Source organism: Bacteroides sp. MSK.20.12, from assembly GCF_019052435.1.
Taxonomy (GTDB): domain Bacteria; phylum Bacteroidota; class Bacteroidia; order Bacteroidales; family Bacteroidaceae; genus Bacteroides; species Bacteroides xylanisolvens.
Window position 1 is genome coordinate 1 of sequence record NZ_JAHQVH010000031.1, and the last position, 26,325, is coordinate 26,325.

At 41.3% G+C, this 26,325-nt stretch carries 12 protein-coding genes; 8 read left to right on the plus strand and 4 right to left on the minus strand.

What is annotated here, in order from left to right; all coding sequences use genetic code 11:
- Positions 1-85: 85 nt before the first annotated feature.
- Together KTR06_RS16030 and KTR06_RS16035 are read right to left on the minus strand one after the other, a co-directional pair.
- A complete protein-coding gene (locus tag KTR06_RS16030) occupies positions 86-616 on the minus strand; it encodes a GNAT family N-acetyltransferase (protein ID WP_044918095.1) in 531 nt (176 codons plus the stop codon).
- Positions 617-731: 115 nt separating this feature from the next.
- The gene (locus KTR06_RS16035) at positions 732-3,164 is read right to left on the minus strand and encodes an ATP-binding protein (protein WP_087323977.1); all 2,433 of its coding nucleotides are present in this window, start codon (positions 3,162-3,164) and stop codon (positions 732-734) included.
- Positions 3,165-3,383: 219 nt separating this feature from the next.
- On the opposite strand from KTR06_RS16035, the gene KTR06_RS16040 reads away from it, so the two are divergent.
- The 3 genes from KTR06_RS16040 (at position 3,384) to KTR06_RS16050 (ending at position 11,633) form a co-directional block, all read left to right on the plus strand.
- Positions 3,384-6,083: a hypothetical protein gene (locus tag KTR06_RS16040; RefSeq protein ID WP_162487400.1), complete on the plus strand. Its 2,700-nt coding sequence runs from the start codon at positions 3,384-3,386 to the stop codon at positions 6,081-6,083.
- 293 nt (positions 6,084-6,376) lie between these two features.
- The gene (locus tag KTR06_RS16045) at positions 6,377-10,588 is read left to right on the plus strand and encodes a malectin domain-containing carbohydrate-binding protein (protein WP_151921935.1); all 4,212 of its coding nucleotides are present in this window, start codon (positions 6,377-6,379) and stop codon (positions 10,586-10,588) included.
- 199 nt (positions 10,589-10,787) lie between these two features.
- Positions 10,788-11,633 carry a helix-turn-helix domain-containing protein gene (locus KTR06_RS16050; protein ID WP_004314666.1) on the plus strand — a complete coding sequence of 282 codons (846 nt, stop codon included), beginning with the start codon at positions 10,788-10,790 and terminating at the stop codon, positions 11,631-11,633.
- On the opposite strand, the gene KTR06_RS16055 is transcribed toward KTR06_RS16050, so the two are convergent.
- Both KTR06_RS16055 and KTR06_RS16060 read right to left on the minus strand, forming a co-directional pair.
- Entirely contained in the window at positions 11,630-13,129 is a 1,500-nt protein-coding gene (locus tag KTR06_RS16055; RefSeq protein ID WP_004314671.1) for an ATP-binding protein, read from the minus strand. The genes KTR06_RS16050 and KTR06_RS16055 overlap by 4 nt on opposite strands.
- Before the next feature lie 242 nt (positions 13,130-13,371).
- Positions 13,372-14,898 carry a TlpA disulfide reductase family protein gene (locus KTR06_RS16060; protein ID WP_217290573.1) on the minus strand — a complete coding sequence of 509 codons (1,527 nt, stop codon included), beginning with the start codon at positions 14,896-14,898 and terminating at the stop codon, positions 13,372-13,374.
- Between the two features lie 126 nt (positions 14,899-15,024).
- Here KTR06_RS16060 and KTR06_RS16065 point away from each other — a divergent pair, with 126 nt between their 5' ends.
- The 5 genes from KTR06_RS16065 (at position 15,025) to mgtA (ending at position 26,196) form a co-directional block, all read left to right on the plus strand.
- On the plus strand, positions 15,025-18,342 hold the full coding sequence (locus tag KTR06_RS16065) for a glycoside hydrolase family 2 TIM barrel-domain containing protein (protein ID WP_254306435.1): 3,318 nt from the start codon (positions 15,025-15,027) through the stop codon (positions 18,340-18,342).
- Positions 18,343-18,378: 36 nt separating this feature from the next.
- On the plus strand, positions 18,379-21,228 hold the full coding sequence (locus KTR06_RS16070; protein WP_217290556.1) for a glycoside hydrolase family 2 TIM barrel-domain containing protein: 2,850 nt from the start codon (positions 18,379-18,381) through the stop codon (positions 21,226-21,228).
- Positions 21,229-21,373: 145 nt separating this feature from the next.
- Entirely contained in the window at positions 21,374-22,060 is a 687-nt protein-coding gene (locus tag KTR06_RS16075; RefSeq protein WP_217290557.1) for a response regulator transcription factor, read from the plus strand.
- Positions 22,057-23,424, plus strand: coding sequence for a HAMP domain-containing sensor histidine kinase (locus KTR06_RS16080; protein ID WP_008775719.1), 1,368 nt, complete (start codon positions 22,057-22,059; stop codon positions 23,422-23,424). The genes KTR06_RS16075 and KTR06_RS16080 overlap by 4 nt, the downstream gene beginning before the upstream one ends.
- 120 nt (positions 23,425-23,544) lie before the next feature.
- Positions 23,545-26,196, plus strand: a complete 2,652-nt coding sequence (mgtA, locus tag KTR06_RS16085) for a magnesium-translocating P-type ATPase (RefSeq protein WP_217290558.1) — start codon at positions 23,545-23,547, stop codon at positions 26,194-26,196.
- Positions 26,197-26,325 lie beyond the last annotated feature (129 nt).

A 26,325-nucleotide genomic window follows, 5' to 3' on the forward strand; every position in this document is an offset into this window, starting at 1 on the left:
ACTCGTTTCCACTCACAAAGATAGTCGCGGTCTTGCTTTTCATAGAGGAAATATACGAAATTAAAAGAGGAAAGTCAATAGCTTTTTAAAATTTGATGTGATACAATACATGTCTGCACAACGGATGTTCACCAGGGACAAGCGGATGATCGAATTCCCTCATTCGTTCCATTCCTATTTTCTGCATTACACGTTCTGACCGTTGGTTGAGAAGGGAAGTAAAAGAAAAGAGTTCTTTTATATCTGTTTTATTGCGCGTATACTCCAAACATGCATTTGCAGCTTCAGGAGCATAACCCTGTCCCCAATATTCGTATGCTAACCGCCAGCCTATTTCTATGCCTGGAGCAAAGTCTACATCAAATGTAATCTGATGTAGTCCGGTATAGCCCATATAAGTATGATCTTCTTTTCGTTCTACGGCATACAAACCAAAGCCACAAGTTTGGAATTCATTTTGAATACGCTGATAAAAGGCAAATGATTCTTCCGATGACAATGAATTAAGAAAAAACTCCATCACATTCGGATCGGCATTCATACGGGCAAAAAACGGGATGTCTTCTTCTCTCCAGTCTCGGAGAATCAGACGGGGTGTTTCTATATACTTTTGCATAACTATGATAATAATAGAATGCAAAGGTACAATTCTTTTTTCCTTATTGGAAGTTATTCGTTATTATAAGTATTAACCATCATTCATCGAATATCCCCTTCCACATATAATCAGTCTAGTCAGCAGCGTGGTACGGATGTGTAAACCAGAAGCAGGAACCTACTCCTTCGGTCGAATCCACGCCTATTTCTCCTCCCATTTGGGAAACAATGCTCTTGCAGATAGAAAGTCCGAGTCCTGTACCCTGAACAAAAGTATTCAGCTTCACAAAACGTTCAAATACGCTCTTTTGCTTTTCTTCCGGTATTCCCATTCCGGTGTCGCGCACATAGAATTTTATTTTCTGATGGGATACTTGTTCATATCCCAGGGTGATACTGCCTTGTTGGGTGAACTTTAACGCGTTATTTATAAAGTTACTGATTACTTGGGTGAATCTGTTTTTATCCGTGTAGATATAACATTCCGGGAATAATTCCCCAAAAATCAGTTCAACACCTTTACTCACTTTCATACCCATTGATTTGATAATTTCAGAACAAGTCTCATTAACATCTACATTGGTATATACAAAATTGAATGTTCCCGCTTCAATTTTCGAAAGATCGAGAATGTCCGAGATCAGTTGCAAAAGAAGTTCATTATTCTCTTGCACAATCTTAATGTATTCCTGCCGTTCGCTTCTGCTGTCCGTTTCTGCCAGAAGACTGGAGAAACCGACAATAGCATTAAGAGGAGTACGAATTTCATGACTCATATTGGCTAAGAAAGCCGACTTCAGACGGTCCAGTTCTTCTGCTTTATCGCGGGCTATAATCAATTTCTGTTCAGTTTCTTTTAAAGGCGTGATGTCATAATTGATACACAGCATGTCAATAATGCCATCTTGCGGACGATAATCTCTGACCATTACGTTAATACTGGTCCATGTATATTTACCATTCTCCCTACAGACGCGAACTTCTTTACGTAAACTGCTCGCTTTTCCTTCTTTCACTTCGCGCACAAAATTTTTCAGGACAGCTTGATCTTCAGGGACCACATGAGCGTATACCCCAATAACCTGTGGCATGGGAATCCCTTCTTTTTCTCCCAGATTCCTATACCATGTATCTTGAGCATATCCATCTCTTGTCAGTACATTGAAATGGGCAAACCCTACCTTAGCGTAATCACCGATTAAAAGAAATAGATTCTCAAATTCTTGTATCTTAGTATATGCATTAGTCGTTTCTGTCGTGTCTATATTGATAAACAGATAGTTAATAAAACGGTTTTGAGAATCATAAAGAGCTGTTACTTTAGTAGTAAGATTGATAATCCCTTTTCTCTGTGTTTCTACATATTTGTTTATCTTTGCGAAATCATAATTGATAGAGAAATTTACATTTTCTTTTGCTCTCAATTTCTCTTTTATATCTGAAGGAATATTAGGATTGTCGAATAGATTAATCCCTAATGCCTCATTCTTAGTAGACAAACCGAATATTTCGAGTTCTTTATCATTGATATCTACCAAATAGCCATCTTTATCATAAAGTTCGACACCAGCCGGAAGATTTTTATAGATATTTCTCAATATCTTTTCGCTATTGTCTAAAGCTAAACGATCTTCTTTGGCCTGTAATTCTGATTTCCGTAATTCGATACAAATACTAATAATGTTGGCCAAGGAAGAAAACCACTGAAGATCAATATTACTCCAGCTTCGGCATGCACTGACCATGTCAATACCCATATAACCCCAGACTTCATCTTTGGCAATAAGAGGAACAGCCATCAATGATTTGATATTCTGGACTTCTAACAAGTTGCGGTACTCTTGTGCTTCCAAAGGCATATCATCCAATGTATTCAGGATAATAGATTTTCGATCTGTGATCTGACGATTCCACCAGAAAGAATCATCCCAAAGTATATTTTGGAGATTATCCCGTTCTTCGGATACTCCTTTAGCCGTTGATTCATACGTACAATTCTGTACCTGTTTCTTTCTATCTATTTCAACAATATAAGTACGATCACCCCTGAATTGTTTGAGTATATCTCCTAATATTCGGTTAATCACTTGTGGTATATCATCACATTGCAGGAAAGCAAGTAATGAATATGAAATACTATTTTGTTGGTAAAGTAAACTGTTAACCTGAAGAAAGTCAATATTCTTGTTCGGATCGTCAATCGGTCTGTCTATACATTGTAGATAACCGACCATATTTCTATCTCCTTCTTTATTCGGTTTTTGGAAACAGATTTTAGAGTATACCCAGATTTCTTTGTTTTTTGCTTGCATAGGAAACATTTGTTCGTATGTCTCCAGATTAGAGAGAGATAGATATTCATTTTTAAGACGCAACCGATGGTCTTCACGTATTCTTTGGTGGAATTCGGTGAAACTGATGCGGTTACTTTCAAGACCGAGTAAGTCAACAATAAAGTCGGAACAGATATATTCTTGATTCTTCAAATCAGATTCCCACCATCCCATTTTGGCCATTTTTGCTATCTGAACGTATTTTTCATAGTCATAATTTGTTTGTTCTTTCATATTGTTTGCTTTTGTTTTCTGTTTTGTATTATAAGACATTAGCCGGCAAAGATAAGCATAACTTTTAAATAATGAGGCGTTTGCATATCACAGCAGGATGAAAGTGAAAATTTGGTGCTGAAAAGTGGAAAAAGAGACAAATGAGTACAAACAGGGGATTATTTCGTCTTTCTCTTAGTGAAGAAGTGAATTATATAATCTATAATATATATCAGAAGAATGAAAAATACCAGATTATTCATGTTTGCGGCATGCACACTTTTTTTGGCAGCGTGTGGCAGGCAAACCGTGAAGATTATGACTCCGCCGGATGCGTCAAATCGTGTTTTGTTTGGTGCGGAGCAGTTACAGACTACCTTGGATAAAGCCGGTTATCAGGTAATGATGCAACAGGGAGACACGACATTCTCCGATCCTGAAATCAAAACGATTCTGTTGACGGAAGTAAATGACACGACACTCAAGAAAGAAGGTTTTCATATTTCGACGACGGGCAATCTGACCAGAGTGTCCGGCAGGGATGGGAGTGGTGTCATTTACGGATGCCGTGAACTGATTGACCGTGTGAATGATTCGGATGGTAAGTTGAACTTCCCGGAGGAACTGAAAGACGGTCCTGAAATGGTATTGCGTGGTGCATGTGTAGGATTACAGAAGATGACCTACCTGCCGGAACATGGTGTATACGAATATCCGTATACGCCGGAAAGTTTCCCCTGGTTTTATGATAAAGAACAATGGATTAAATACTTGGATATGTTGGTTGCCAACCGCATGAATTCGCTGTACCTTTGGAACGGTCATCCGTTTGCGTCATTGGTGAAACTGGAAGATTATCCGTTTGCACTGGAAGTAGATGAAGAAACATTCAAGATGAATGAAGAAATGTTCTCTTTCCTCACAGAAGAAGCGGACAAACGCGGTATCTTTGTGATACAGATGTTTTATAATATTATTCTTTCCAAACCTTTTGCTGAACATTACGGACTGAAAACACAGGATCGTAACCGTCCCATTACTCCTCTGATTGCCGATTATACACGCAAGAGCATTGCTGCTTTCATTGAAAAATATCCCAATGTAGGATTACTTGTTTGTCTGGGTGAAGCGATGTGTACAGTTGAGGACGATGTAGAATGGTTTACAAAAACAATTATTCCGGGAGTGAAAGACGGATTACAGGCTTTGGGACGTACGGATGAACCGCCCCTTTTATTGCGTGCACACGATACGGACTGTAAACTGGTGATGGATGCTGCACTGCCACTCTATAAGAATCTTTATACGATGCATAAGTATAATGGTGAATCGTTGACTACCTATGAGCCTCGTGGTCCCTGGGCGAAAATTCATACAGATTTGAGTTCGTTGGGTTCCATTCACATCAGTAACGTGCATATTCTGGCAAATTTGGAACCGTTCCGCTGGGGATCTCCGGATTTCGTTCAGAAGGCGGTAACTGCCATGCACAATGTACATGGTGCCAATGCATTGCACCTTTATCCACAGGCTTCATATTGGGATTGGCCTTATACTGCTGATAAATTGCCGAACAATGAGCGTGAGTTCCAATTGGATCGTGACTGGATTTGGTATCAGACCTGGGGACGCTATGCGTGGAACTGCCATCGCGACCGTACAGATGAAATGGGTTACTGGAACCATCAGTTAGGCAAATTCTACGGAACATCTGACGAAAATGCAAGCAATATCCGTGTAGCTTATGAAGAAAGCGGTGAGATTGCTCCGAAGTTATTGCGTCGTTTCGGTATCACAGAAGGAAATCGCCAAACGTTATTGCTGGGTATGTTTATGAGTCAGCTTGTCAATCCGTACAAATATACGATCTATCCGGGATTCTATGAAAGTTGCGGACCGGAAGGAGAGAAGCTGATAGAGTATGTAGAAAAAGAATGGAAAAAGCAACCTCATGTAGGTGAAATGCCTTTGGATATTGTTGCTCAAGTAATAGAACATGGAGATAAAGCAGTAGCGGCTATTGATAAAGCAGCAGGTTCCGTCTCTTCAAATAAGGATGAATTTGCACGTTTGCAGAATGATATGCATTGTTATCGTGAATTTGCGTATGCGTTCAACCTGAAAGTGAAAGCTGCCAAACTGGTATTGGATTATCAATGGGGAAAAGAGATTAAGAATCTTGAAGAAGCTATTCCTTTGATGGAACAAAGCTTGGAACACTATCGCAAATTGGTGGAACTGACGAACGAACATTACTTGTATGCCAACAGTATGCAGACTGCCCAACGTCGTATTCCTATTGGTGGAGATGATGGAAAGAATAAGACTTGGAAAGAATTGCTGGTACACTATGAGAAGGAATTGGAAAATTTCAAAGCCAACCTCGCTTTGTTGAAAGAAAAACAGAATGGAAATGCGGTGACTGAAACTATCGAGATTGCTGCCTGGACTCCTGCAAACGTGAAACTGATCTCTAATTATCCGACAGTGAAAGTGGATGAGGGTATTTCTTTATTTGTGGATGTCCCAGGTAAGATAGAAGCAGTAGCTCCGGAATTGAAAGGAATGAAGGCGCTCCGCTTCAATGGAAATGAGCAGAGAGAGAAAGGCACAAGCATCACTTTCGAAACGGATGCTCCGGTGAAATTGTTAGTCGCTTATTTCAAAGACGACCAGAAAAAGTATGCAAAAGCTCCGAAACTGGAAATTGATGCATCAGCCAATGATTACGGTCAGGCGGAACCCGTGTTGACGAATGCTGTCCGTATCAACGGAATGCCTTTGGCAAATGTGCATGCATATAGTTTTCCGGCTGGAAAGCATACATTGATGTTACCCAAAGGTTATCTGCAAGTGTTAGGATTCACGGCTGCGGATACGAAAGTGCGTAATGCCGGGCTTGCCGGGGATGAAGAGACAATGGATTGGTTGTTTTATTAATGGGAATTTAGCAGTTAGGCTGAAAGCCTTACAATTATATATTTATTGGGGTGCCCTGAAAGGGCTTAATTATATAGCGTAGGGCAACGCCCTACGAAAAAAACACACCAGCCACAAGCCCTGAAAGGGCGGAACTATATACAATTATGCCCTTTCAGGGCGCAAATTCAGATTGTCGCTTTTACGTAGGGCGTTGCCCTACGCTATATAATTAAGCCCTTTCAGGGCACTCCGCAAAATTATCATTTAGTGGTTATGCACTATTTAAGTATTAAACGATTAGAAAAAGTATCATGAAGAAGTTATTGCTGGCAGTTTTTAGTATAGCCACCACTTTCTCTCTGTATGCGCAAAGGGAAGTTCCGCAGGAACGAATGGAGCAGATTTACGAGGAAGTAAAGACACCATACAAGTACGGGCTCGCAGTTGCCCCGGCAGACAATTATCATAAGATTGATTGTCCTACCGTTTTTCGCCAGGGAGACAAGTGGCTGATGACTTATGTGGTTTACAACGGTAAAGGTGGAACCGATGGTCGTGGTTATGAAACCTGGATAGCAGAAAGTGATAATTTGCTCGAATGGCGCACTTTGGGACGGGTTCTTTCTTATCGGGATGGAAAATGGGACTGCAATCAGCGTGGCGGATTTCCTGCATTGCCGGATATGGAATGGGGTGGAAGCTATGAGCTTCAGACTTATAAAGGTCGCCATTGGATGACTTATATCGGTGGTGAAGGAACGGGCTACGAAGCTGTAAAAGCTCCGCTTTATGTCGGACTGGCATGGACGAAAGGAGATATTTCTACGGCACATGAATGGGAATCTCTGGACAAACCGATTTTGAGCATCCATGATAAAGATGCCCAATGGTGGGAGAAACTGACTCAATATAAGAGTACCGTTTATTGGGATAAAGATAAAACATTGGGAGCTCCGTTTGTGATGTATTACAACGCGGGCGGGCATCATCCGGAAACGAATTTAAAGGGCGAACGTGTCGGCATTGCGCTTTCCAAAGATATGAAAACATGGAAACGCTACTCCGGAAATCCGGTCTTTGCGCATGAAGCTGATGGAACCATTACAGGAGATGCGCATATCCAAAAGATGGGAGATGTGTATGTGATGTTTTATTTCTCTGCTTTTGAACCTTCGCGTAAATATAAAGCATTCAATACATTTGCCGCCAGCTATGATTTAGTGAACTGGACCGACTGGAAAGGGGCCGACCTGATTATCCCCTCCAAGAACTACGATGAACTGTTTGCTCATAAGAGCTATGTGGTGAAACATGACGGAGTGGTTTATCATTTCTATTGTGCGGTAAACAACGCAGAGCAACGTGGCATTGCCATTGCTACCAGTAAGCCGATGGGACGTTCGGCTGTCCGTTTCCCGAAACCGGAAATCAAGAACCGCCGGCAAATTATTGAATTAAATGAAGGCTGGAAAACTTGGAGAGTTGAGAATGGAAAGTTGAGAGTTGAGAGTGAAAAGACTGTGAATATACCTCATAACTGGGATGATTATTATGGGTATCGTCAATTGACTCATGGCAATCTTCACGGAACCGTTCTTTACAAAAAGGACTTCACCCTCAACAACTCTCAATTCTCAACTCTCAACTCTCAACTTAAAAAATATTTCCTTCGCTTTGAAGGAGTGGGTACATACGCCACCATTACAGTGAACGGAAAGGACTTCGGTCGTCATCCCATAGGGCGCACTACGTTGACTTTGGATGTCACAGATGAATTGAAACAGGGAGTAAATCGCCTGGAAGTGAAAGCCGAGCATCCTGAAATGATTGCCGATATGCCTTGGGTATGTGGAGGATGTTCATCGGAATGGGGATTCAGTGAGGGTTCCCAACCGTTAGGTATCTTCCGTCCTGTGGTATTGGAAGTAACGGATGAGATTCGCATAGAACCTTTCGGTGTACATATTTGGAATGACGAAAAGGCTGCTAACGTATTTGTAGAAACAGAGGTTAAGAATTATAGTAAAACAACAGAAACGGTAGAGTTAGTCAATAAACTAAGCAATGCCGATGGAAAACAAGTTTTCCGTTTGGTTGAAAAAGTAACTTTAGCTCCGGGAGAAATGAAAGTGATTCGCCAGCAGGCTCCTGTTGAGAATCCTGTCTTGTGGAATACAGAAAATCCATATCTCTATAAATTGGCTAGCATGATTAAGCGCGATACGAAGACAACGGATGAAATTTCGACACCCTTCGGTATTCGTACCATTAGCTGGCCGGTAAAACGAAACGATGGAGACGGACGTTTTTACCTGAATGGAAAGCCGGTGTTTATCAATGGAGTATGTGAGTATGAGCATCAGTTCGGACAAAGCCATGCGTTCAGTAATGAACAGGTTACCGCAAGGGTAAAACAGATACGTGCAGCCGGTTTCAATGCGTTCCGGGATGCTCATCAGCCCCATCATCTCGATTATCAAAAATACTGGGATGAAGAGGGAATCTTGTTTTGGACACAATTTTCCGCCCACGTGTGGTATGACACTCCGGAGTTTCGTGAGAACTTTAAAAAGTTGCTTCGTCAATGGGTGAAAGAACGTCGTAATTCTCCGTCAGTGGTGATGTGGGGATTGCAGAATGAAAGCACTTTGCCTCGTGAGTTTGCACAGGAGTGCAGTGATATTATTCGGGAGATGGATCCGACTGCAAAGACAATGCGTGTCATAACAACCTGTAATGGCGGTGAGGGTACAGACTGGAATGTGATTCAAAATTGGAGTGGTACGTATGGAGGAGATGTGACGAAATACGGTCGTGAGCTCTCTCAAGCAAACCAATTGTTGAACGGAGAATATGGAGCGTGGAGAAGCATCGACCTACATACGGAGCCGGGAGATTTCCAGGTGAACGGAGTGTGGAGTGAAGACCGTATGTGTCAGCTGATGGAAACTAAAATCCGTTTGGCAGAACAGGCTAAAGATAGTGTTTGCGGACAATTCCAATGGATATACAGCAGTCATGACAATCCCGGACGCCGCCAACCGGATGAAGCGTATCGCAAGATAGATAAAGTAGGTCCGTTCAATTATAAAGGATTGGTTACTCCGTGGGAAGAACCGTTGGACGTATATTATATGTATCGCGCCAACTATGTTCCGGCTGCAAAAGACCCGATGGTTTATCTGGTGTCACATACATGGGCCAACCGTTTTGAAAAAGGACGTCGCCGTGCCACCATCGAGGCTTACAGCAATTGTGATTCTGTATTGCTATACAACGATCTGACAAATGAAAAGGCAACCTTCCTCGGACGTAAAAAGAACAACGGAACAGGCACTCATTTTATGTGGGAAAAACGGGATATTCGTTATAACGTGCTTCGTGCAGTAGGCTATTATAAAGGTAAACAGGTGGCAGAAGACCTGATCCTATTAAATGGCTTGGAACAAGCCCCTAACTTCGAACTTCTTTATCAGGATGATAAAAAGATATTGAAAGGAGAGGCAGGATATAATTATCTGTATCGTCTCAACTGTGGAGGGGATGATTATACAGATAGTTTCGGACAGTTATGGTTGCAGGACAATACGAATTATTCCCGTTCATGGGCGGAGAATTTCAAGGACCTGAATCCTTATCTTGCCAGTCAACGTACCACCAATGATCCGATTCGTGGCACCCGCGACTGGACGTTATTCCAACATTTCCGCTTCGGACGTCATCAGCTGGAATATCGTTTCCCTGTGGCAGACGGAACATATCGTATTGAACTGTATTTCACAGAGCCTTGGCATGGTACGGGCGGAAGCGCTTCTACCGACTGTGAAGGGCTGCGCATATTTGATGTTGCCGTGAATGATTCTGTTGTATTAGACGACTTGGATATTTGGGCTGAAAGCGGTCACGACGGAGTTTGTAAGAAGGTGATATATGCCACAGTGAAGGGGGGAATGTTGAAAATTCATTTCCCGGAAGTGAAAGCAGGACAAGCCTTGATTTCAGGCATTGCTATTGCCAGCACAGATCGGGAACTGAAACCGACGGTATTCCCTGCGTCCGGCTGGAGTTGGGAAAAGGCGGATAAAGAAGTAATGGAAAAGACTCCGAAAGAGTTACTTCCGGAAGACAAAAATGCTCGTGTCAGTATATCATACGAAGCAGAAACGGCCGTACTGAAAGGCAAATTCCAAAAGAAAGAACATCGCAAACAGATGGGAGTGTTTTTTGGTAAAGGAAAAGGCAACAGCATTGAATGGAATGTTTCTACCGGGTTGGCGCAAGTGTACGCCCTTCGCTTTAAATATATGAACACTACCGGAAAGCCAATACCTGTCTTAATGAAATTCATTGATTCAAAAGGAGTAGTATTGAAAGAGGACGTATTGAACTTCCCGGAAACACCGGATAAATGGAAGATGATGAGCACCACCACCGGAACCTTTATCAATGCCGGACATTACAAAGTATTACTTTCGGCAGAAAATATGGACGGAATTGCTTTTGATGCATTGGATATTCAATAAATCTTTCTATCAATTGATTTCAATAAAACGGGATACGGATAAGGTAAACTTTCCGCATCCCGTTTCTTTATATTCGGATCATTTTCTTAGAAATAGAATATAGATGTTATTTTTTTATGATTCAATGTTCCGATTTTAATTATTTAAAAGATAGGAATTAAATAATCTCTATCTTTGAGGACAAACAAAAAGAGCAATAATGGAAAGTAATATACCAAAGTATGATTTGCCGGTTGATTATATTGTAGGAGAGGGATTCGCAAAAGATTTACTGAAGAGCTATAAGAATTTTCCATGTAAGATTGAATCCGGCTTATTTATTCTTTGTATAAAAGGCACTATGGAGGTGACGATCAATACCAATACCCATCATATTAGTGAAAATGATTTAATAACTTTGCCGCCTAATTGCATATTAGAGGTGCACACATTCTCATCCGATATCCAGATTTATTATGCAGGCTTTTCATCTCATTTTATAGAAAGTATAAATTTGATGAAAGCTACCCAGCACCTTCTTCCGGTAATTATGGAGAATCCGATAGTTGCTTTATCTCCACTTCAGGCCTGTAGTTATAAAATGTTTTATGAATCATCTATTCTTTCATACGCTTCACTTAGGACGCGCGAAAATAAGGAGATAGTAAAAGCTGTTCTTACCATGTTTATCCAAGGGGCTACAGAAATATATAAGTTACAGAATAATTGGTATTTGTCTTCTCAATCAAGAAAGTATGAGATTTATCAGGAGTTTTTAAAATTAGTCATGAAACATTATACAATCCATCACGGAACATCTTTCTATGCTGATGAGTTAGGACTTAGCCTGCCCCATTTCTGTTCTACAATTAAAAAGGCGGCAGGAAATACTCCATTAGAGGTGATTGCTTCTGTCATTTTGATGGAAGCTAAATCCCGTTTAAAGTCGACCGATGAACCTGTAAAAAATATAGCTCTATCTTTAGGGTTTAATAATATCTCCTTCTTTAATAAGTTTTTTAAGCAGCATACTGGTATTACCCCTCAAGAATATAGAGGACGCTAATCTTCTGTTTTTCTATCAAATGGTAATGTAACGGTAAAACAACTACCTTTCCCAATCTCTGATTTAACGGAGATATCTCCTTGCAGGTGTTCTACAATCGTTTTACAGATAGAAAGTCCTAAACCGGTTCCCTGTTTAAAAGTATCTACTTTGTAGAAACGATCAAAGATTTCATTCAAACATTCTTGCGGAATTCCCGAACCGGTATCTTCTACAAATATTTGTACTGAATCCGCATTTCTGTTATCAAGCGTATACCCAAAATGAATATATCCTTTTTGGGTGAATTTCCGGGCATTATTAATGAAATTGCATATTACTTGTTTCAGGCGTGTAATATCTGTGTTGATATAAACATCTTCATCCGGTAATAATGACTTTATTTCAATTTCGGAAATAGGTTTCATTGCCTGTTCTTTCTCTATGTCCATCATTAAAGAGTTAAGGGAACAGTTGGAGAAAGTAAATTTAATCGTATTTGATTCAATCTTGGACAAATCAAGTATGTCGTCAATCAATCGTACTAAATGTTCGCTATTGATGCTGATTAGTCGCACGAAATCGGCACGTTCCTCTTCACTTAACTCATCATAAGTGGAACCTATAACATCAGAAAAGCCGACTATTGCATTCAGCGGCGTACGGATTTCATGACTCATATTAGCCAGAAACGCCATTTTAAGACGATCGCTTTCTTCTGCTTTTTTACGTGCCTCGATTAAGGTGTTTTCTATGTCTTTATATTCCTGAATACTCAAGCAGATTCCCACTAACCGATAGGGATGGCCGGATATGTTTGCAATATAAGTTGACTGCCCTTCAAACCATTCCCAAGTACCATCTCCCCGGCGCAGACGGAATGGAACTGTTTTGTCAAAAGTTGTATTACCACTAAGTTGTACAACAAAGGCATCAGCCATAGGTTGCCGATCGTCCGGATGAATCATATTCACATATTCCTCCATTGTCAAAGTATTATTTTCTCCTGCCGGAATACCTAAATGTTCAAAATAACGATCGTCAAGAGTAAATTCACTCCGACTTATATCATAATACCATGGATAGATTCTGGTTCTTTGCAAAGCAGTATTCAGAATATATTCCTGTGTAAGCTCTACTGTAATATTGCGGAAAAAGAATAAGATCTTGTTTAAATTAGTTCTATCCCTGATCGTTGCAAATTCTCCTCTTATAGGAAATTGTGTGTAATCAACCTGTTCTTGCATGAAGGTATGTTCAGGTAATGAATACGTATTTTCTCCCTGACGAATCTTTTCCAGAATAGTCGAAAGTATATCTTCCTTTTTATTTAGCAGTTTAAATAAACGATTGGTAGGAAAGGGAAGCATATCATTGACCGACGGATGAACATGCAGTTCTGCAAAAGCCTGCTGATTGAGTTGTATAACTTCTCCATTTGTATCAAATATAATCACTCCGTCGGGTAAAATGTTTAATAATTCATCGTTATAGAGTGTCTGTTTGTAATCTTCCATTTTTTTTATTGTTTTGTACTGAATATAAGATATATGAGACATATCTTATAACAAAGAAAACCATTTCTGTGAAGATTATAACATATTTACAGCTCTTTTTGAGCGACTTATGCGGTTATTTTAAATTGCAACACATTTAATGTTAATACAATATTCTTATTTTAATATTCGATATTCAAATATTAATAGAGAGAATGTGCCAAAACTCCTTTATGATTTTATTTTGGCACATTTCTTTTTCTTTATCTAGTAAGCTTTATCCCATTTATTTGCCAATCGTTTTTGGCTGTTCCTTCTGTGAAATTGAATGATTTAGTTTTGAGAGGTAATGGTTTGAAAGTTAGGGAAAATTCGGCTTCTCCGCTTTCAGGCAGAAAGAAATGCTTACCGGGGGTAATGCCGTCAGCTTTTTGTAATGTGTATGATGCACCTTGCTCGTCTACTAGTTTGGCATTTACACTTACTTGTATCCAGTATTTGGGTATGTAATATGCATAAAAATGAACGATAGTGGCTGTATCAGTCAATTCTACCTGCTTCACTTCAAGAATATCAGTATTGGTTGATTCAAAACTTGGATAGTTAACTACTCTTCTATTGGTGTCCCCGGTGATACTCATCTCACGCTTTGGCGCATCCAAATATCTACGCATCTTTAATTTCAGGCTGCCTTTACCATAGCCCGACCACATTTTCACGATTTTGCCTTCGGGAGAGATAAGGACATAATTCGGAATACCGTTGACGTCATATACAGCATATAGTCCTGCAGTCTGTTTTAAGTCGCTTAAGTTTTGCCAAGTCATTTCATGTTGCGCAGAAGCAGCTTTCCACCTATTTTGCGTATCCGAACTCAAACTGATGATAGTGAGTCGGTCTTTATATTGCTCTTGAATCTCTTTCATTTCGGGCAAAGCCATGATGCAGGGACCACAACCGCTGCTCCAGAAATCAAGTAACATATATTTTCCTTTGAAATCAGCCAAATGATGCACCTTTCCATCTAAATCAAAAAGATCGGCATCTGCCATGTCATCTCCTTCTTTCACCGTTTTAGGAGGGAAGAGATTAACCCTGATTTCTTGTCCTTCAATGGAAGCTTTCTGTTCTTCGTTTAATCTGTCATACAAAGCCAGTATTTCTTCCTTATTGGTAAACTTTGGATTGTACTTCAATGACATACTCAAACGGAGCAATTTTTCCATCCAGACATTAGAAATAGGGAGTTCCTTCATCAACTTTAATTCCCGTTGATTAATAATGGAAGATATACTATCACTCTTTGTTCGAAGTGCTTTTCGTTCGGTTTCTGAAGCTGAACGCATACTTCTTTCTTTGATAGCCAAGCGTTGAAATTCGTCCCATAAGTCACGGGAATCCTCAATGAATCTATTATGTTCTTGTTGTTCTTTTACCGGACTATCTACCCTCCATGTATAAATCAGAGGGTTTGTGCCCGTTACTTTTATTTTTGCGCCCGGAGTTGCATAAATATCTAACGACATTGGAGGGAAATCTGTATCGCGACACATGAGAGACAGTTGATCCATACCGCTTTCTCCTGCATTTCGCTTGAAAAAGAAAGTTCCATTACGTATCGTATCCGTACCAACTATGCTTCCTACGCGTCCATCCGTCAAAAATAAGGAAACATGAGTTCCGTCTTTCACTCCTTTTACCTCACCTTTAATTGTGTACTCGTGTTGTGCTTGTGAAACGAGACTGCCTAATAAAAAGAAGCTGCTAAATAGTAGTTTTTTCATCATCATAATATTAGAAGTAATTATACGCCACAAGGTAAAGATTTTCTTCATAGAGTGTTACTCCTTTTATTGTTCTTTAATATTTCTGTAAAAGAAAGGGGTACAAAATACCCTTTCGTCCGTCTACTTGATATGAAGAAAAAAGAACGAATGAAAATATATACTTTACTGCTTGGCGCATTGTTTGTAAGTCCTACACAGGCACAAACAATGCATGATTGGGAGAATCATCATGTTCTCCAGATCAATCGTGAACCGGCAAGAGCCGCTTTTACCCCTTTCTCTGTACAGAAAGGAGACGGCTCAATCTCTTTAGACGGAACCTGGAAATTCCGTTGGACTCCCGTTCCCAATGAAAAAGTCGTGAATTTCTATCAAACAAATTTTAATGATAAAGATTGGACGGATTTTCCTGTTCCCGCCAATTGGGAAGTGAACGGATATGGCACGCCTATCTATGTTTCAGCAGGCTATCCGTTTAAAATAGATCCTCCACGGGTGATGGGAGAACCGAAAACTGACTATACCACGTATAAAGAACGAAACCCAGTAGGGCAATATCGTCGCACCTTTGTCTTGCCGGCCGGATGGGAAACGAACGGACAGACTTTTCTACGGTTTGAGGGCGTAATGAGCGCCTTTTATGTTTGGATCAATGGCGAACGGGTAGGGTATAGCCAAGGCAGTATGGAACCGAGTGAATTTAATGTCACGAAGTATCTGAAATCCGGAGAAAATCAGATTTCACTGGAAGTCTACCGATATAGTGACGGCTCTTATCTGGAAGATCAGGATTTCTGGCGTTTTGGTGGTATTCATCGTAGTATTCATCTGATACATACGCCGGATATTCATGTCCGTGATTATGCGGTACGCACTCTTCCCGCATCTGTGGGTGATTATAAAGACTTTATTTTGCAGATTGATCCGCAATTCAGTGTATATCGAGGGATGACTGGAAAAGGGTATGTCTTACAGGGAGTATTAAAGGATGCTTCAGGCAAAGAAGTTGCCACATTGAAAGGCGATGTGGAAGATATGCTTGATTTGGAGCATAAAGCAAGCCGGATGAATGAATGGTATCCGCAGCGTGGCCCGCGTAAGATGGGACGTTTGTCAGCCATTATAAAATCGCCGGAAAGATGGACGGCAGAAACACCCTATCTTTATAAATTACACTTAACTCTCCAAAATGGAGAAGGAAAAGTCGTAGAACAGATAGAACAGGCCGTAGGTTTCCGCTCTGTAGAAATCAAAAAAGGACAACTGTTAGTGAATGGTAATCCGGTTCGTTTTCGTGGAGTGAACCGCCACGAACATGATCCACGGACAGCACGTGTCATGAGCGAAGAACGAATGCTTCAGGATATTCTTTTAATGAAGCAGGCAAATATAAATGCTGTGCGCACCAGTCATTACCCGAATGTAAGCCGTTGGTACGAGCTATGCGACAGCTTGGGATTGTACGTGATGGACGAAGCGGATATAGAAGAACACGGATTGCGTGGAACACTCGCAAGTACCCCCGACTGGCATGCAGCATTTATGGACCGTGCGGTCCGTATGGCGGAACGTGATAAGAATTATCCATGTATTGTAATGTGGAGCATGGGAAACGAAAGCGGTTACGGACCGAACTTCGCTGCTATTTCGGCATGGCTGCATGATTTCGATTCCACTCGTCCTGTACACTATGAGGGGGCACAGGGAGTGGACGGAAATCCTGACCCGAAGACGGTCGATGTTATCAGCCGCTTTTATACCCGGGTGAAACAGGAATACTTAAATCCCGGCATTGCAGAGGGAGAGGACAAGGAACGCGCTGAAAATGCACGTTGGGAGCGGTTGCTGGAGATTGCGGAGCGTACCAATGACGACCGTCCGGTAATGACGAGTGAATATGCACATTCCATGGGGAATGCATTAGGAAATTTCAAGGAATATTGGGATGAGATATATAGCAATCCCCGTATGCTGGGTGGTTTTATATGGGATTGGGTAGATCAGGGAATCTACAAGACATTACCCGATGGCCGTACCATGGTTGCTTACGGCGGTGACTTTGGCGATAAGCCGAATTTAAAAGCTTTCTGCTTTAATGGATTACTGATGAGTGACCGTGAAACTACGCCTAAATATTGGGAGGTAAAAAAAGTATATGCACCGGTTGAGTTGAGAGTTGAGAATGGAGAGTTGAGAGTAACCAACCGGAATCATCATATTGATTTATCACTTTATCGTTGTCTGTGGACATTATCAGTGGATGGTAAGGAGAAAGAACGGGGAGAAATAACATTGCCAGAAATAACTCCAGGCGAAAGTAAAACAATTGATTTGCCGGCTTTCCGATCATCAAAAGATATTTATTCTTTGAGTAATAAAAATGAGAAAGTTAGTAAGACCAATAAAAAAACGGAGAAAACTCTTTCCGATTACCAACTGAAAGTAAGCATTGTTTTGAAATCGGATGCTCTTTGGGCAAAGGCAGGACATGAAGTAGCCTGGGAACAATTCTGCTTGCAGAAAGGTGATTTAGCCTCTGCCGATCTGATTAATAAAGGAGCGCTTCAGGTGAAAGAGGATGATAAATCTTTATTGATTAGTGGGCACGGTTTTTCTGTCCAGTGGGAAAAGAAAGTGAACGGAAGTATGACTTCCCTTATATATAAGGACAAAGAAATGTTGGCTTACCTCAATGATTTTCCGGTTCAGCCTGTTACTCAAGTTTTCCGTGCTCCGACAGATAATGACAAGAGCTTCGGAAACTGGTTGGCTAAAGACTGGAATTTGCATGGAATGGATCATCCGCAGATAAATTTGGAATCTTTCCACCATGAAGAACGTGCAGACGGGGCGGTCATTGTCCGGATTCAAACAAGTAATTTATATAAAGAAGGAAAAGTGGTGACGACTTCTGTCTATACGGTCTTTTCAGATGGAACGATTGATCTGAAAACAACTTTCTTGCCACAAGGAGTTCTTCCTGAAATTCCCCGTTTAGGAATCGCATTCTGTCTGGCGCCTGCTTATGATACATTTACCTGGTATGGCAGAGGACCACAGGATAACTATCCTGACCGCAAAACATCTGCTATGATAGGGCTTTGGAAAGGAAGCGTTGCAGACCAATACGTACATTATCCACGTCCGCAGGACAGTGGAAACAAAGAGGAAGTGCATTATCTTACCTTGACCGACAAACAGAATAAAGGCATTCGTGTTGACGCGGTAGAAAACGCATTTTCTGCATCTGCCCTGCATTACACCGTACAAGACATCTATGAAGAAACTCACGATTGCGATTTAAAACCACGTGCAGAAGTTATTCTTAGTATGGATGCTGCCGTACTTGGATTAGGAAACAGTAGTTGCGGACCGGGTGTATTGAAGAAATATGCCATAGAGAAAAAAGAACATACGTTGCATCTCCGTATCAGTAGTAAACAATAATAGCAATAAATAACTAACACAATAATAAAAGTAACAATGAAAAAAGTAACCACTTTATTATCGACCTTAGCGTTGGCAACTACCCTGGCTGCTCAAAACCTTCCACAAACGGAAAGGCAATATCTCTCCGGTCACGGATGCGACGATATGGTTGAATGGGACTTCTTTTGTACCGACGGACGCAATTCCGGCAAATGGACGAAAATCGGCGTACCTTCCTGTTGGGAATTGCAAGGCTTCGGCACTTATCAGTATGGGATCACTTTCTATGGAAAGCCATTTCCTGAAGGCGTTGCCGATGAAAAAGGGATGTATAAGTACGAATTTGAAGTTCCGGAAAAGTTTCGCGGCAAACAGGTCAGTCTTGTATTCGAAGCTTCAATGACAGACACGGAAGTAAAAGTGAACGGACGCAAAGTGGGTTCCAAACATCAGGGAGCCTTCTATCGTTTTTCATACAACGTCACGGATTTCCTGAAATATGGCAAAAAGAATTTATTGGAAGTCACTGTTGCCAAAGAAAGTGAAAATGCCAGTGTGAACCTTGCCGAACGTCGTGCTGATTATTGGAATTTTGGCGGTATCTTCCGTCCGGTGTTCCTGGAGGTGAAACCAGCCGTAAACCTGCGGCACATTGCCATTGACGCAAAGATGGATGGAACTTTCCGTGCCAACTGCTACACAAATATCTCTAATGACGGAATGAGCATCCGTACACAGATTTTAGATAAAAAAGGGAAAAAGATAACGGAAACCACCGTACCCGTAAAAGCAGGAGGCGACTGGACTTCCCTGCAACTGAATGTATCTAACCCCGCATTATGGACAGCGGAAACTCCGAATCTTTATAAAGCGCAATTCTCTCTATTGGATAAGACCGGTAAGGTTTTGCATAGTGAAACAGAAAATTTTGGTTTCCGCACGATTGAGGTACGCGAAAGCGACGGACTTTATATAAACGGAGTACGCATCAATGTACGTGGTGTCAATCGCCATAGTTTCCGTCCTGAAAGTGGTCGTACGTTGAGTAAAGAGAAGAATATCGAAGACGTTCTTTTGATGAAAGGCATGAACATGAATTCTGTCCGTTTGAGCCACTATCCGGCTGACCCGGAATTTTTGGAAGCCTGTGATTCTCTCGGACTTTATGTGATGGATGAATTGGGAGGCTGGCATGGCAAGTATGATACCCCCACCGGAGTACGTCTGATTGAAGGCATGATAGAACGTGACGTGAATCATCCGTCTATTATTTGGTGGAGTAATGGTAATGAAAAAGGATGGAATACCGAATTGGATGGAGAATTTCATAAATACGATCCGCAGAAACGTCCGGTTATTCACCCGCAAGGTAACTTCTCCGGTTTTGAAACCATGCATTACCGCTCTTACGGAGAAAGCCAGAACTACATGCGCTTACCGGAAATCTTTATGCCTACGGAATTCTTGCATGGTTTATACGATGGCGGCCATGGTGCCGGATTATATGATTATTGGGAAATGATGCGCAAGCATCCCCGTTGTATCGGTGGATTCCTTTGGGTATTGGCAGACGAAGGTGTGAAGCGTGTGGATATGGACGGACTCATTGATAACCAAGGAAACTTTGGAGCAGACGGTATTGTAGGACCACATCACGAAAAGGAGGGTAGCTACTACACTATCAAACAGTTATGGAGTCCGGTACAAATCATGAATACTTCTATCGACAAGCAATTTGATGGCAAATTCTCCATAGAAAACCGTTATGATTATCTGAATCTGAATACTTGCCGTTTCCTTTGGAAGCAAGTAAAATTCCCGCTGGCAACAGATGCGTCCAATGTTGCTATTCAAGTGTTGAAAGAGGGTGAAGTGCAAGGCAGTGACGTGGTTGCTCACTCGGCAGGCATTTTGGATATAAAAACAAATATCCTCCCCAATGCAGACGCCCTCTTTCTGACAGCAATCGATCCATACGGCCATGAACTTTGGCGCTGGACTTTCCCGGTCAACAAACTGAATCAGCAGACTGAACAGCTTTCTCCCTTGTCCAGTCGTCCTACTTATACAGAGACAGAAAATGAGCTTACTGTGAAAGCGAATAAGCGTACGTTTATCTTCTCAAAGAAAGACGGACAACTGAAAGGAGTATCTGTAGATAACCGTAAGATTAGTTTCGCCAATGGCCCCCGTTTCATCGGAGCCCGTCGTGCAGACCGCTCATTGGATCAGTTCTATAACCATGATGATGAGAAAGCAAAAGAAAAAGACCGCACATACAGCGAATTCCCCGATGCTGCCGTATTTACGAAACTGGATGTGAAAGAAGACGGAGGTAATCTGGTTGTTACCGCCAATTATAAACTGGGCAACCTGGATAAGACCCAATGGACAATTAACCCGAGTGGGGAACTGGCTTTGGATTACACCTACAATTTCTCCGGTGTCGTAGACTTGATGGGCATTCGTTTCGACTATCCTGAAGATCAGGTAATCAGCAAACGCTGGTTAGGTGCCGGACCTTACCGTGTATGGCAAAACCGTATTCACGGTACACAATACGATGTTTGGGAAAACGACTATAATGATCCTATTCCGGGTGAGACTTTCACATATCCCGAATTCAAAGGATACTTTGGTGATGTTTCCTGGATGAATATCCAAACGAAAGAAGGCACTATCAGCCTGACAAACGAAACTCCCGACGCTTATATCGGAGTATATCAGCCTCGTGATGGCCGCGACCGTTTGCTTTATACTCTTCCCGAAAGCGGAATCTCTGTCCTGAACGTGATTCCTCCGGTACGTAATAAAGTAAACTCCACCGATTTGTGTGGTCCCTCTTCACAACCGAAATGGGTAAATGGTCCACAAACCGGACGAGTCATTTTCCGGTTTATGTAAATGAATCATATAAAGGTATCCACATTACGTTGGGTACCTTTTTTATTGGGCCTTCTCACCGATTTTTCAAGGAAAAAGGCTATAAGTGGGGAATAATCATTATTTTTGTTTCGTTTTATACATTCAGATTAATGAATTCTTTCCTATGTACACAATACTAATTATAGAAGATGAACCCCGGGTTGCAAATTTGCTGATGAACGGACTGGAGGAAAATGGCTATCAGATAATGGTGGCTTATGACGGACTGATGGGCTTACGGCTTTTTCAAACGCATACATTTGATCTGGTTATATCCGACATCGTTCTGCCTAAGATGGACGGATTTGAACTAGCGAAAGAAATTCGCAAAACCAATCCCAATATCCCTATATTGATGTTGACGGCATTAGGATCAACGAACGATAAACTGGACGGTTTCGATGCCGGTGCAGACGATTACATGGTGAAACCTTTTGATTTCAGAGAGTTAAATGCCAGAATCAAAGTGCTGTTGAAACGTGTGGCGGGTAATGCTCAGGAATTACCGCAGGAACTTGTCTATGCAGATTTGCGTATTGATCTTCAACGAAAAGATGTAGAACGGAATGGTATATCCATTAAACTTTCTCCTAAAGAATACAACCTGTTGTTATATATGGTAGAAAATGCCGAAAGAGTATTGAGCAGGGTTGAAATAGCGGAGAAAGTATGGAACACCCATTTTGATACAGGAACGAATTTCATAGATGTATATATCAACTATCTTCGCAAAAAGATAGACCGGGATTTTGAACCGAAACTTATTCATACCAAAGCCGGAATGGGTTTCATACTGACTGATAAAATATGAAGATCAGGACAACGTTGACTCTACAATATGCAGGGCTTACAGCTGCGGTATTCTTCGTATTTGTGATGGCTGTCTACTATGTAAGTGAACATTCGCGTAGCAATGCTTTCTTTCGTAATCTTCAAAGTGAAGCTATAACCAAAGCACATTTATTCCTTAAGGATCAAGTAGATGCCAAAACCATGCAGTCTATTTACCTGAATAATCAGAAGTTTATTAATGAAGTAGAGGTTGCCGTCTATACAACAGATTTTAAAATATTATATCACGATGCTCTGCAAAACGATATTGTTAAAGAAACGCCGGAGATGATAAAACGTATCCTGAAGCGAAAGAATATCAATTTCTATGTGGACGAATATCAGGCTATAGGACTGGTGTATCCGTTTGAGGGCAAAGACTATGTGGTTACCGCCGCAGCCTACGACGGTTACGGATACGCCAACCGGGATGCGCTAAGAAATATGCTTATTCTCCTATTTATCGGTGGATTGAGCGTATTGGTGGTTGTGGGGTATATCCTTTCTCGAAGCACTTTAAAACCGATACGTAATATAGTGAAAGAAGCGGAGAAAATCACAGCATCGCATATTGATAAAAGATTACCCGTAAAAAATGAACAGGATGAACTGGGAGAATTGAGTACGACATTCAATGCATTGTTGGAACGCCTGGAAAAGTCTTTCAATTCACAAAAGATGTTCGTCAGTAATGTATCTCATGAATTGCGTACCCCCATGGCAGCTCTTACAGCCGAATTGGATTTAGCTTTATTAAAAGAACGGAGCTCCGAACAATATCAGATGGCTATCGGCAATGCACTGCAAGATTCACATCGGATTGTTAATCTGATCGACGGATTATTGAATCTGGCAAAAGCTGACTATCAGTCGGAACAGATAACTATGGAAGAAGTCCGTCTGGACGAACTGTTGCTGGACGCCAGAGAGCTGGTACTAAAAGCTCATCCGGATTATCACATCGAATTAGTATTTGAGCAGGAAGCCGAAGAAGATAATGTGCTGACAATAATCGGAAACAGCTATTTGCTGACCACCGCTTTTGTGAATCTGATAGAAAATAACTGCAAGTACTCTTCCAACCGGGCTTCATCAGTCCTGATCGCCTATTGGGAGCAATGGGCAATCATTCGTTTGTCTGATAACGGTGTAGGTATGTCTGATACGGATAAAGAAAACCTGTTTAAACTGTTTTATCGTGGAGAGAACAAACATATTGCTCCTGGAAATGGTATAGGCATGGCCTTGACACAGAAGATTATCCACCTTCACAAAGGCGAACTGACCGTATCTTCCCATAAGGATGAGGGCACTACTTTTGTGGTGAAACTTCCGCATATTTAAGAAATTCTAATAGCTTTCTAATACCACTCTAATCATTCTCTAACAGCTTCCCGGTGAAGTCTTCCTTACTTTTGCATCGAATTAACAAATGCAGTTAGTAACTTAAAAAAATTAGAGAGTATGGTATGGAAGAAAAAACTGCGTTCATCACAGTACATATTCAATTCAGAGAAAGTCTTTTTGGTTGCCACACAACCCGGTAAGTCAATCTATTCATACTTACAGACAACAAAGCTTGGATTAACGTTGGGAGAAGTGCAGGAGCGACAATCCGTTTATGGAAGAAACGAAGTGGTACATGAACAGAAAAAGAATCCGTTTATCCTATTTATCAAAACGTTTATCAATCCTTTCATTGGCGTTCTGACCGGGCTCGCCATTATATCCTTATTTTTGGATGTATTGATGGCCGATCCCGGAGAGCAGGAATGGACGGGAGTCATCATCATCTCATCCATGGTGCTGTTCAGTGCTATTCTGCGTTTTTGGCAGGAATGGCGAGCAAGTGAGGCTACGGATTCTTTAATGAAAATGGTAAAAAACACATGTCTTGCCAAACGTGCGGGAGAGCATGAAGAAGAGATCGAAATTACGGAACTCGTTCCGGGAGATATCGTGTATTTGGCAGCCGGGGACATGGTTCCTGCTGATATTCGGATCATCGATTCGAAAGACCTGTTCATCAGTCAGGCTTCATTGACAGGAGAGTCCGAACCGATAGAAAAGTTTCCGGAGGTACGGGGACAACAGTTTCGGAAAGGAAGTGTCATCGAGTTGGACAATATTTGTTATATGGGTTCCAATGTGATAAGTGGTGCGGCAAAAGGAATCGTTTTTGAAACGGGGAACAAAACCTATCTGGGTACTATTGCAAAGAGCCTGGTCGGGCATCGTGCCACTACAGCTTTTGACAAAGGCATTAGTAAGGTTAGCTTCTTATTGATTCGTTTCATGCTGGTTATGGTTCCATTTGTGTTTTTCGTAAATGGCTTTACGAAAGGGGATTGGTTTGAAGCTTTCATTTTCGCCATATCCGTTGCGGTTGGTCTTACTCCGGAAATGTTACCGATGATTGTGACTGCCAACCTTTCTAAAGGAGCGATAGCCATGTCTAAAAAGAAAACAATTGTAAAGAATCTCAATGCCATTCAGAATTTTGGAGCGATGGACATACTCTGCACTGACAAAACCGGTACATTGACCTGCGATAAAATCGTATTGGAGAAATATATCAATGCAGATGGCAGTGACGATAACAGTAAACGTATTCTTCGTCATGCTTACTTTAACAGTTATTTCCAAACCGGTTTAAGGAACCTGATGGATAAAGCAATTCTTTCTCATGTAAGAGATTTGAGTCTGGAACATTTGAAGGATGACTACACTAAAGTGGACGAAATACCTTTCGACTTTACGCGCAGAAGAATGTCTGTTGTAATAGAAGACAGGCAGGGAAAGCGGCAAATCATCACCAAAGGAGCGGTAGAAGAGGTTCTCGATGTCTGTTCCTATGCCGAGTTCAACGGACAGATTCATCCCTTGACTGATGCCTTGAAAATCAAAGCACAGATGATTAGTGAAGAAATGAATCAGCAGGGGATGAGAGTATTGGCAGTTTCCCAGAAAAGTTTTATCGAGAAAGATTGTAATTTTGCCATTGAAGATGAAAAAGAAATGGTACTGATCGGGTATCTTGCTTTTCTTGATCCTCCGAAACCTTCTGCTGCCGAAGCCATTGAACAGTTATATGCGCATGGAGTAGCAGTGAAAATTCTATCGGGAGATAATGATGTCGTAGTGAAAGCGATTGCCCGGCAGGTAGGAATTGATACCAGTCATTTTCTTACCGGGATAGAAATAGAGAATATGGACGAAACAGCATTGAAAAAAGCGGTAAAGGATACCACTTTATTCTCAAAACTGACTCCATTACAAAAGACGCAAATCATCTCTCTGTTGCAGGAGCAAGGCAATACGGTAGGGTTCTTGGGAGATGGAATTAATGATGCAGGTGCATTGCGTCAGTCGGACATTGGTATATCAGTCGATTCTGCTGTGGATATAGCCAAAGAAAGCGCAGATATTATCTTGTTGGAAAAAGATTTGATGGTATTGGAAGACGGAGTGCTCGAAGGAAGAAAGACATTCGGCAATATCAATAAGTACATAAAGATGACTGCCAGTTCCAATTTTGGGAATATGTTCAGTGTGGTGTTTGCCAGTGCATTCCTGCCGTTTCTGCCCATGATGCCGATACATCTATTGATCCAGAACCTGTTGTATGACATATCGCAGACCACCATTCCTTTTGACCGTATGGACCCGGAGTTCCTGAAGAAACCCCGTAAATGGGATGCGTCCGATCTAAGTCGTTTTATGATTTATGTAGGTCCCATCAGTTCTATCTTTGATATTATCACGTATCTGGTCATGTGGTACGTATTTAGCTGCAATAGCCCCGAACACCAGACACTGTTTCAAACCGGATGGTTTGTGGAAGGTTTGTTATCACAGACATTGATTGTCCACATGATACGTACCCGCAAGATACCGTTCATACAAAGCCGTGCCACATGGCCTGTGATGGGACTGACCTTTTTAATCATGGCAATAGGTATTCTTATTCCTTTCACCGCTTTCGGGCGTTCCATCGGATTGACAGCTCTTCCTTTGAACTATTTCCCCTGGCTGGTTGGAATTTTGCTCTCTTATTGCATTTTGACGCAGATCGTGAAGAACTGGTATATCAGGAAATTTGTGCGCTGGTTATAGCTTTGTCTGTTTATCTCGCAAATTAAATGTATATATTGTAAAAGATTTAAAATTGAGACGAATTGTCTATCAAGAGTTTTTGCCCCTAAAATTAATTTCATATATTTAGGAGCAAGAACTCTTATTTAT

Coding starts and splice junctions, on each gene's coding strand:
- KTR06_RS16035 (WP_087323977.1), bottom strand. CDS start 3,164: ATGAAAGAACAAACAAATTATGACTATGAAAAATACGTTCAGATAGCA.
- KTR06_RS16055 (WP_004314671.1), bottom strand. CDS start 13,129: ATGGAAGATTACAAACAGACACTCTATAACGATGAATTATTAAACATT.
- mgtA (WP_217290558.1), top strand. CDS start 23,545: ATGGTATGGAAGAAAAAACTGCGTTCATCACAGTACATATTCAATTCA.
- KTR06_RS16070 (WP_217290556.1), top strand. CDS start 18,379: ATGAAAAAAGTAACCACTTTATTATCGACCTTAGCGTTGGCAACTACC.
- KTR06_RS16060 (WP_217290573.1), bottom strand. CDS start 14,898: ATGATGATGAAAAAACTACTATTTAGCAGCTTCTTTTTATTAGGCAGT.
- KTR06_RS16065 (WP_254306435.1), top strand. CDS start 15,025: ATGAAGAAAAAAGAACGAATGAAAATATATACTTTACTGCTTGGCGCA.
- KTR06_RS16030 (WP_044918095.1), bottom strand. CDS start 616: ATGCAAAAGTATATAGAAACACCCCGTCTGATTCTCCGAGACTGGAGA.
- KTR06_RS16075 (WP_217290557.1), top strand. CDS start 21,374: ATGTACACAATACTAATTATAGAAGATGAACCCCGGGTTGCAAATTTG.
- KTR06_RS16050 (WP_004314666.1), top strand. CDS start 10,788: ATGGAAAGTAATATACCAAAGTATGATTTGCCGGTTGATTATATTGTA.
- KTR06_RS16080 (WP_008775719.1), top strand. CDS start 22,057: ATGAAGATCAGGACAACGTTGACTCTACAATATGCAGGGCTTACAGCT.
- KTR06_RS16045 (WP_151921935.1), top strand. CDS start 6,377: ATGAAGAAGTTATTGCTGGCAGTTTTTAGTATAGCCACCACTTTCTCT.
- KTR06_RS16040 (WP_162487400.1), top strand. CDS start 3,384: ATGAAAAATACCAGATTATTCATGTTTGCGGCATGCACACTTTTTTTG.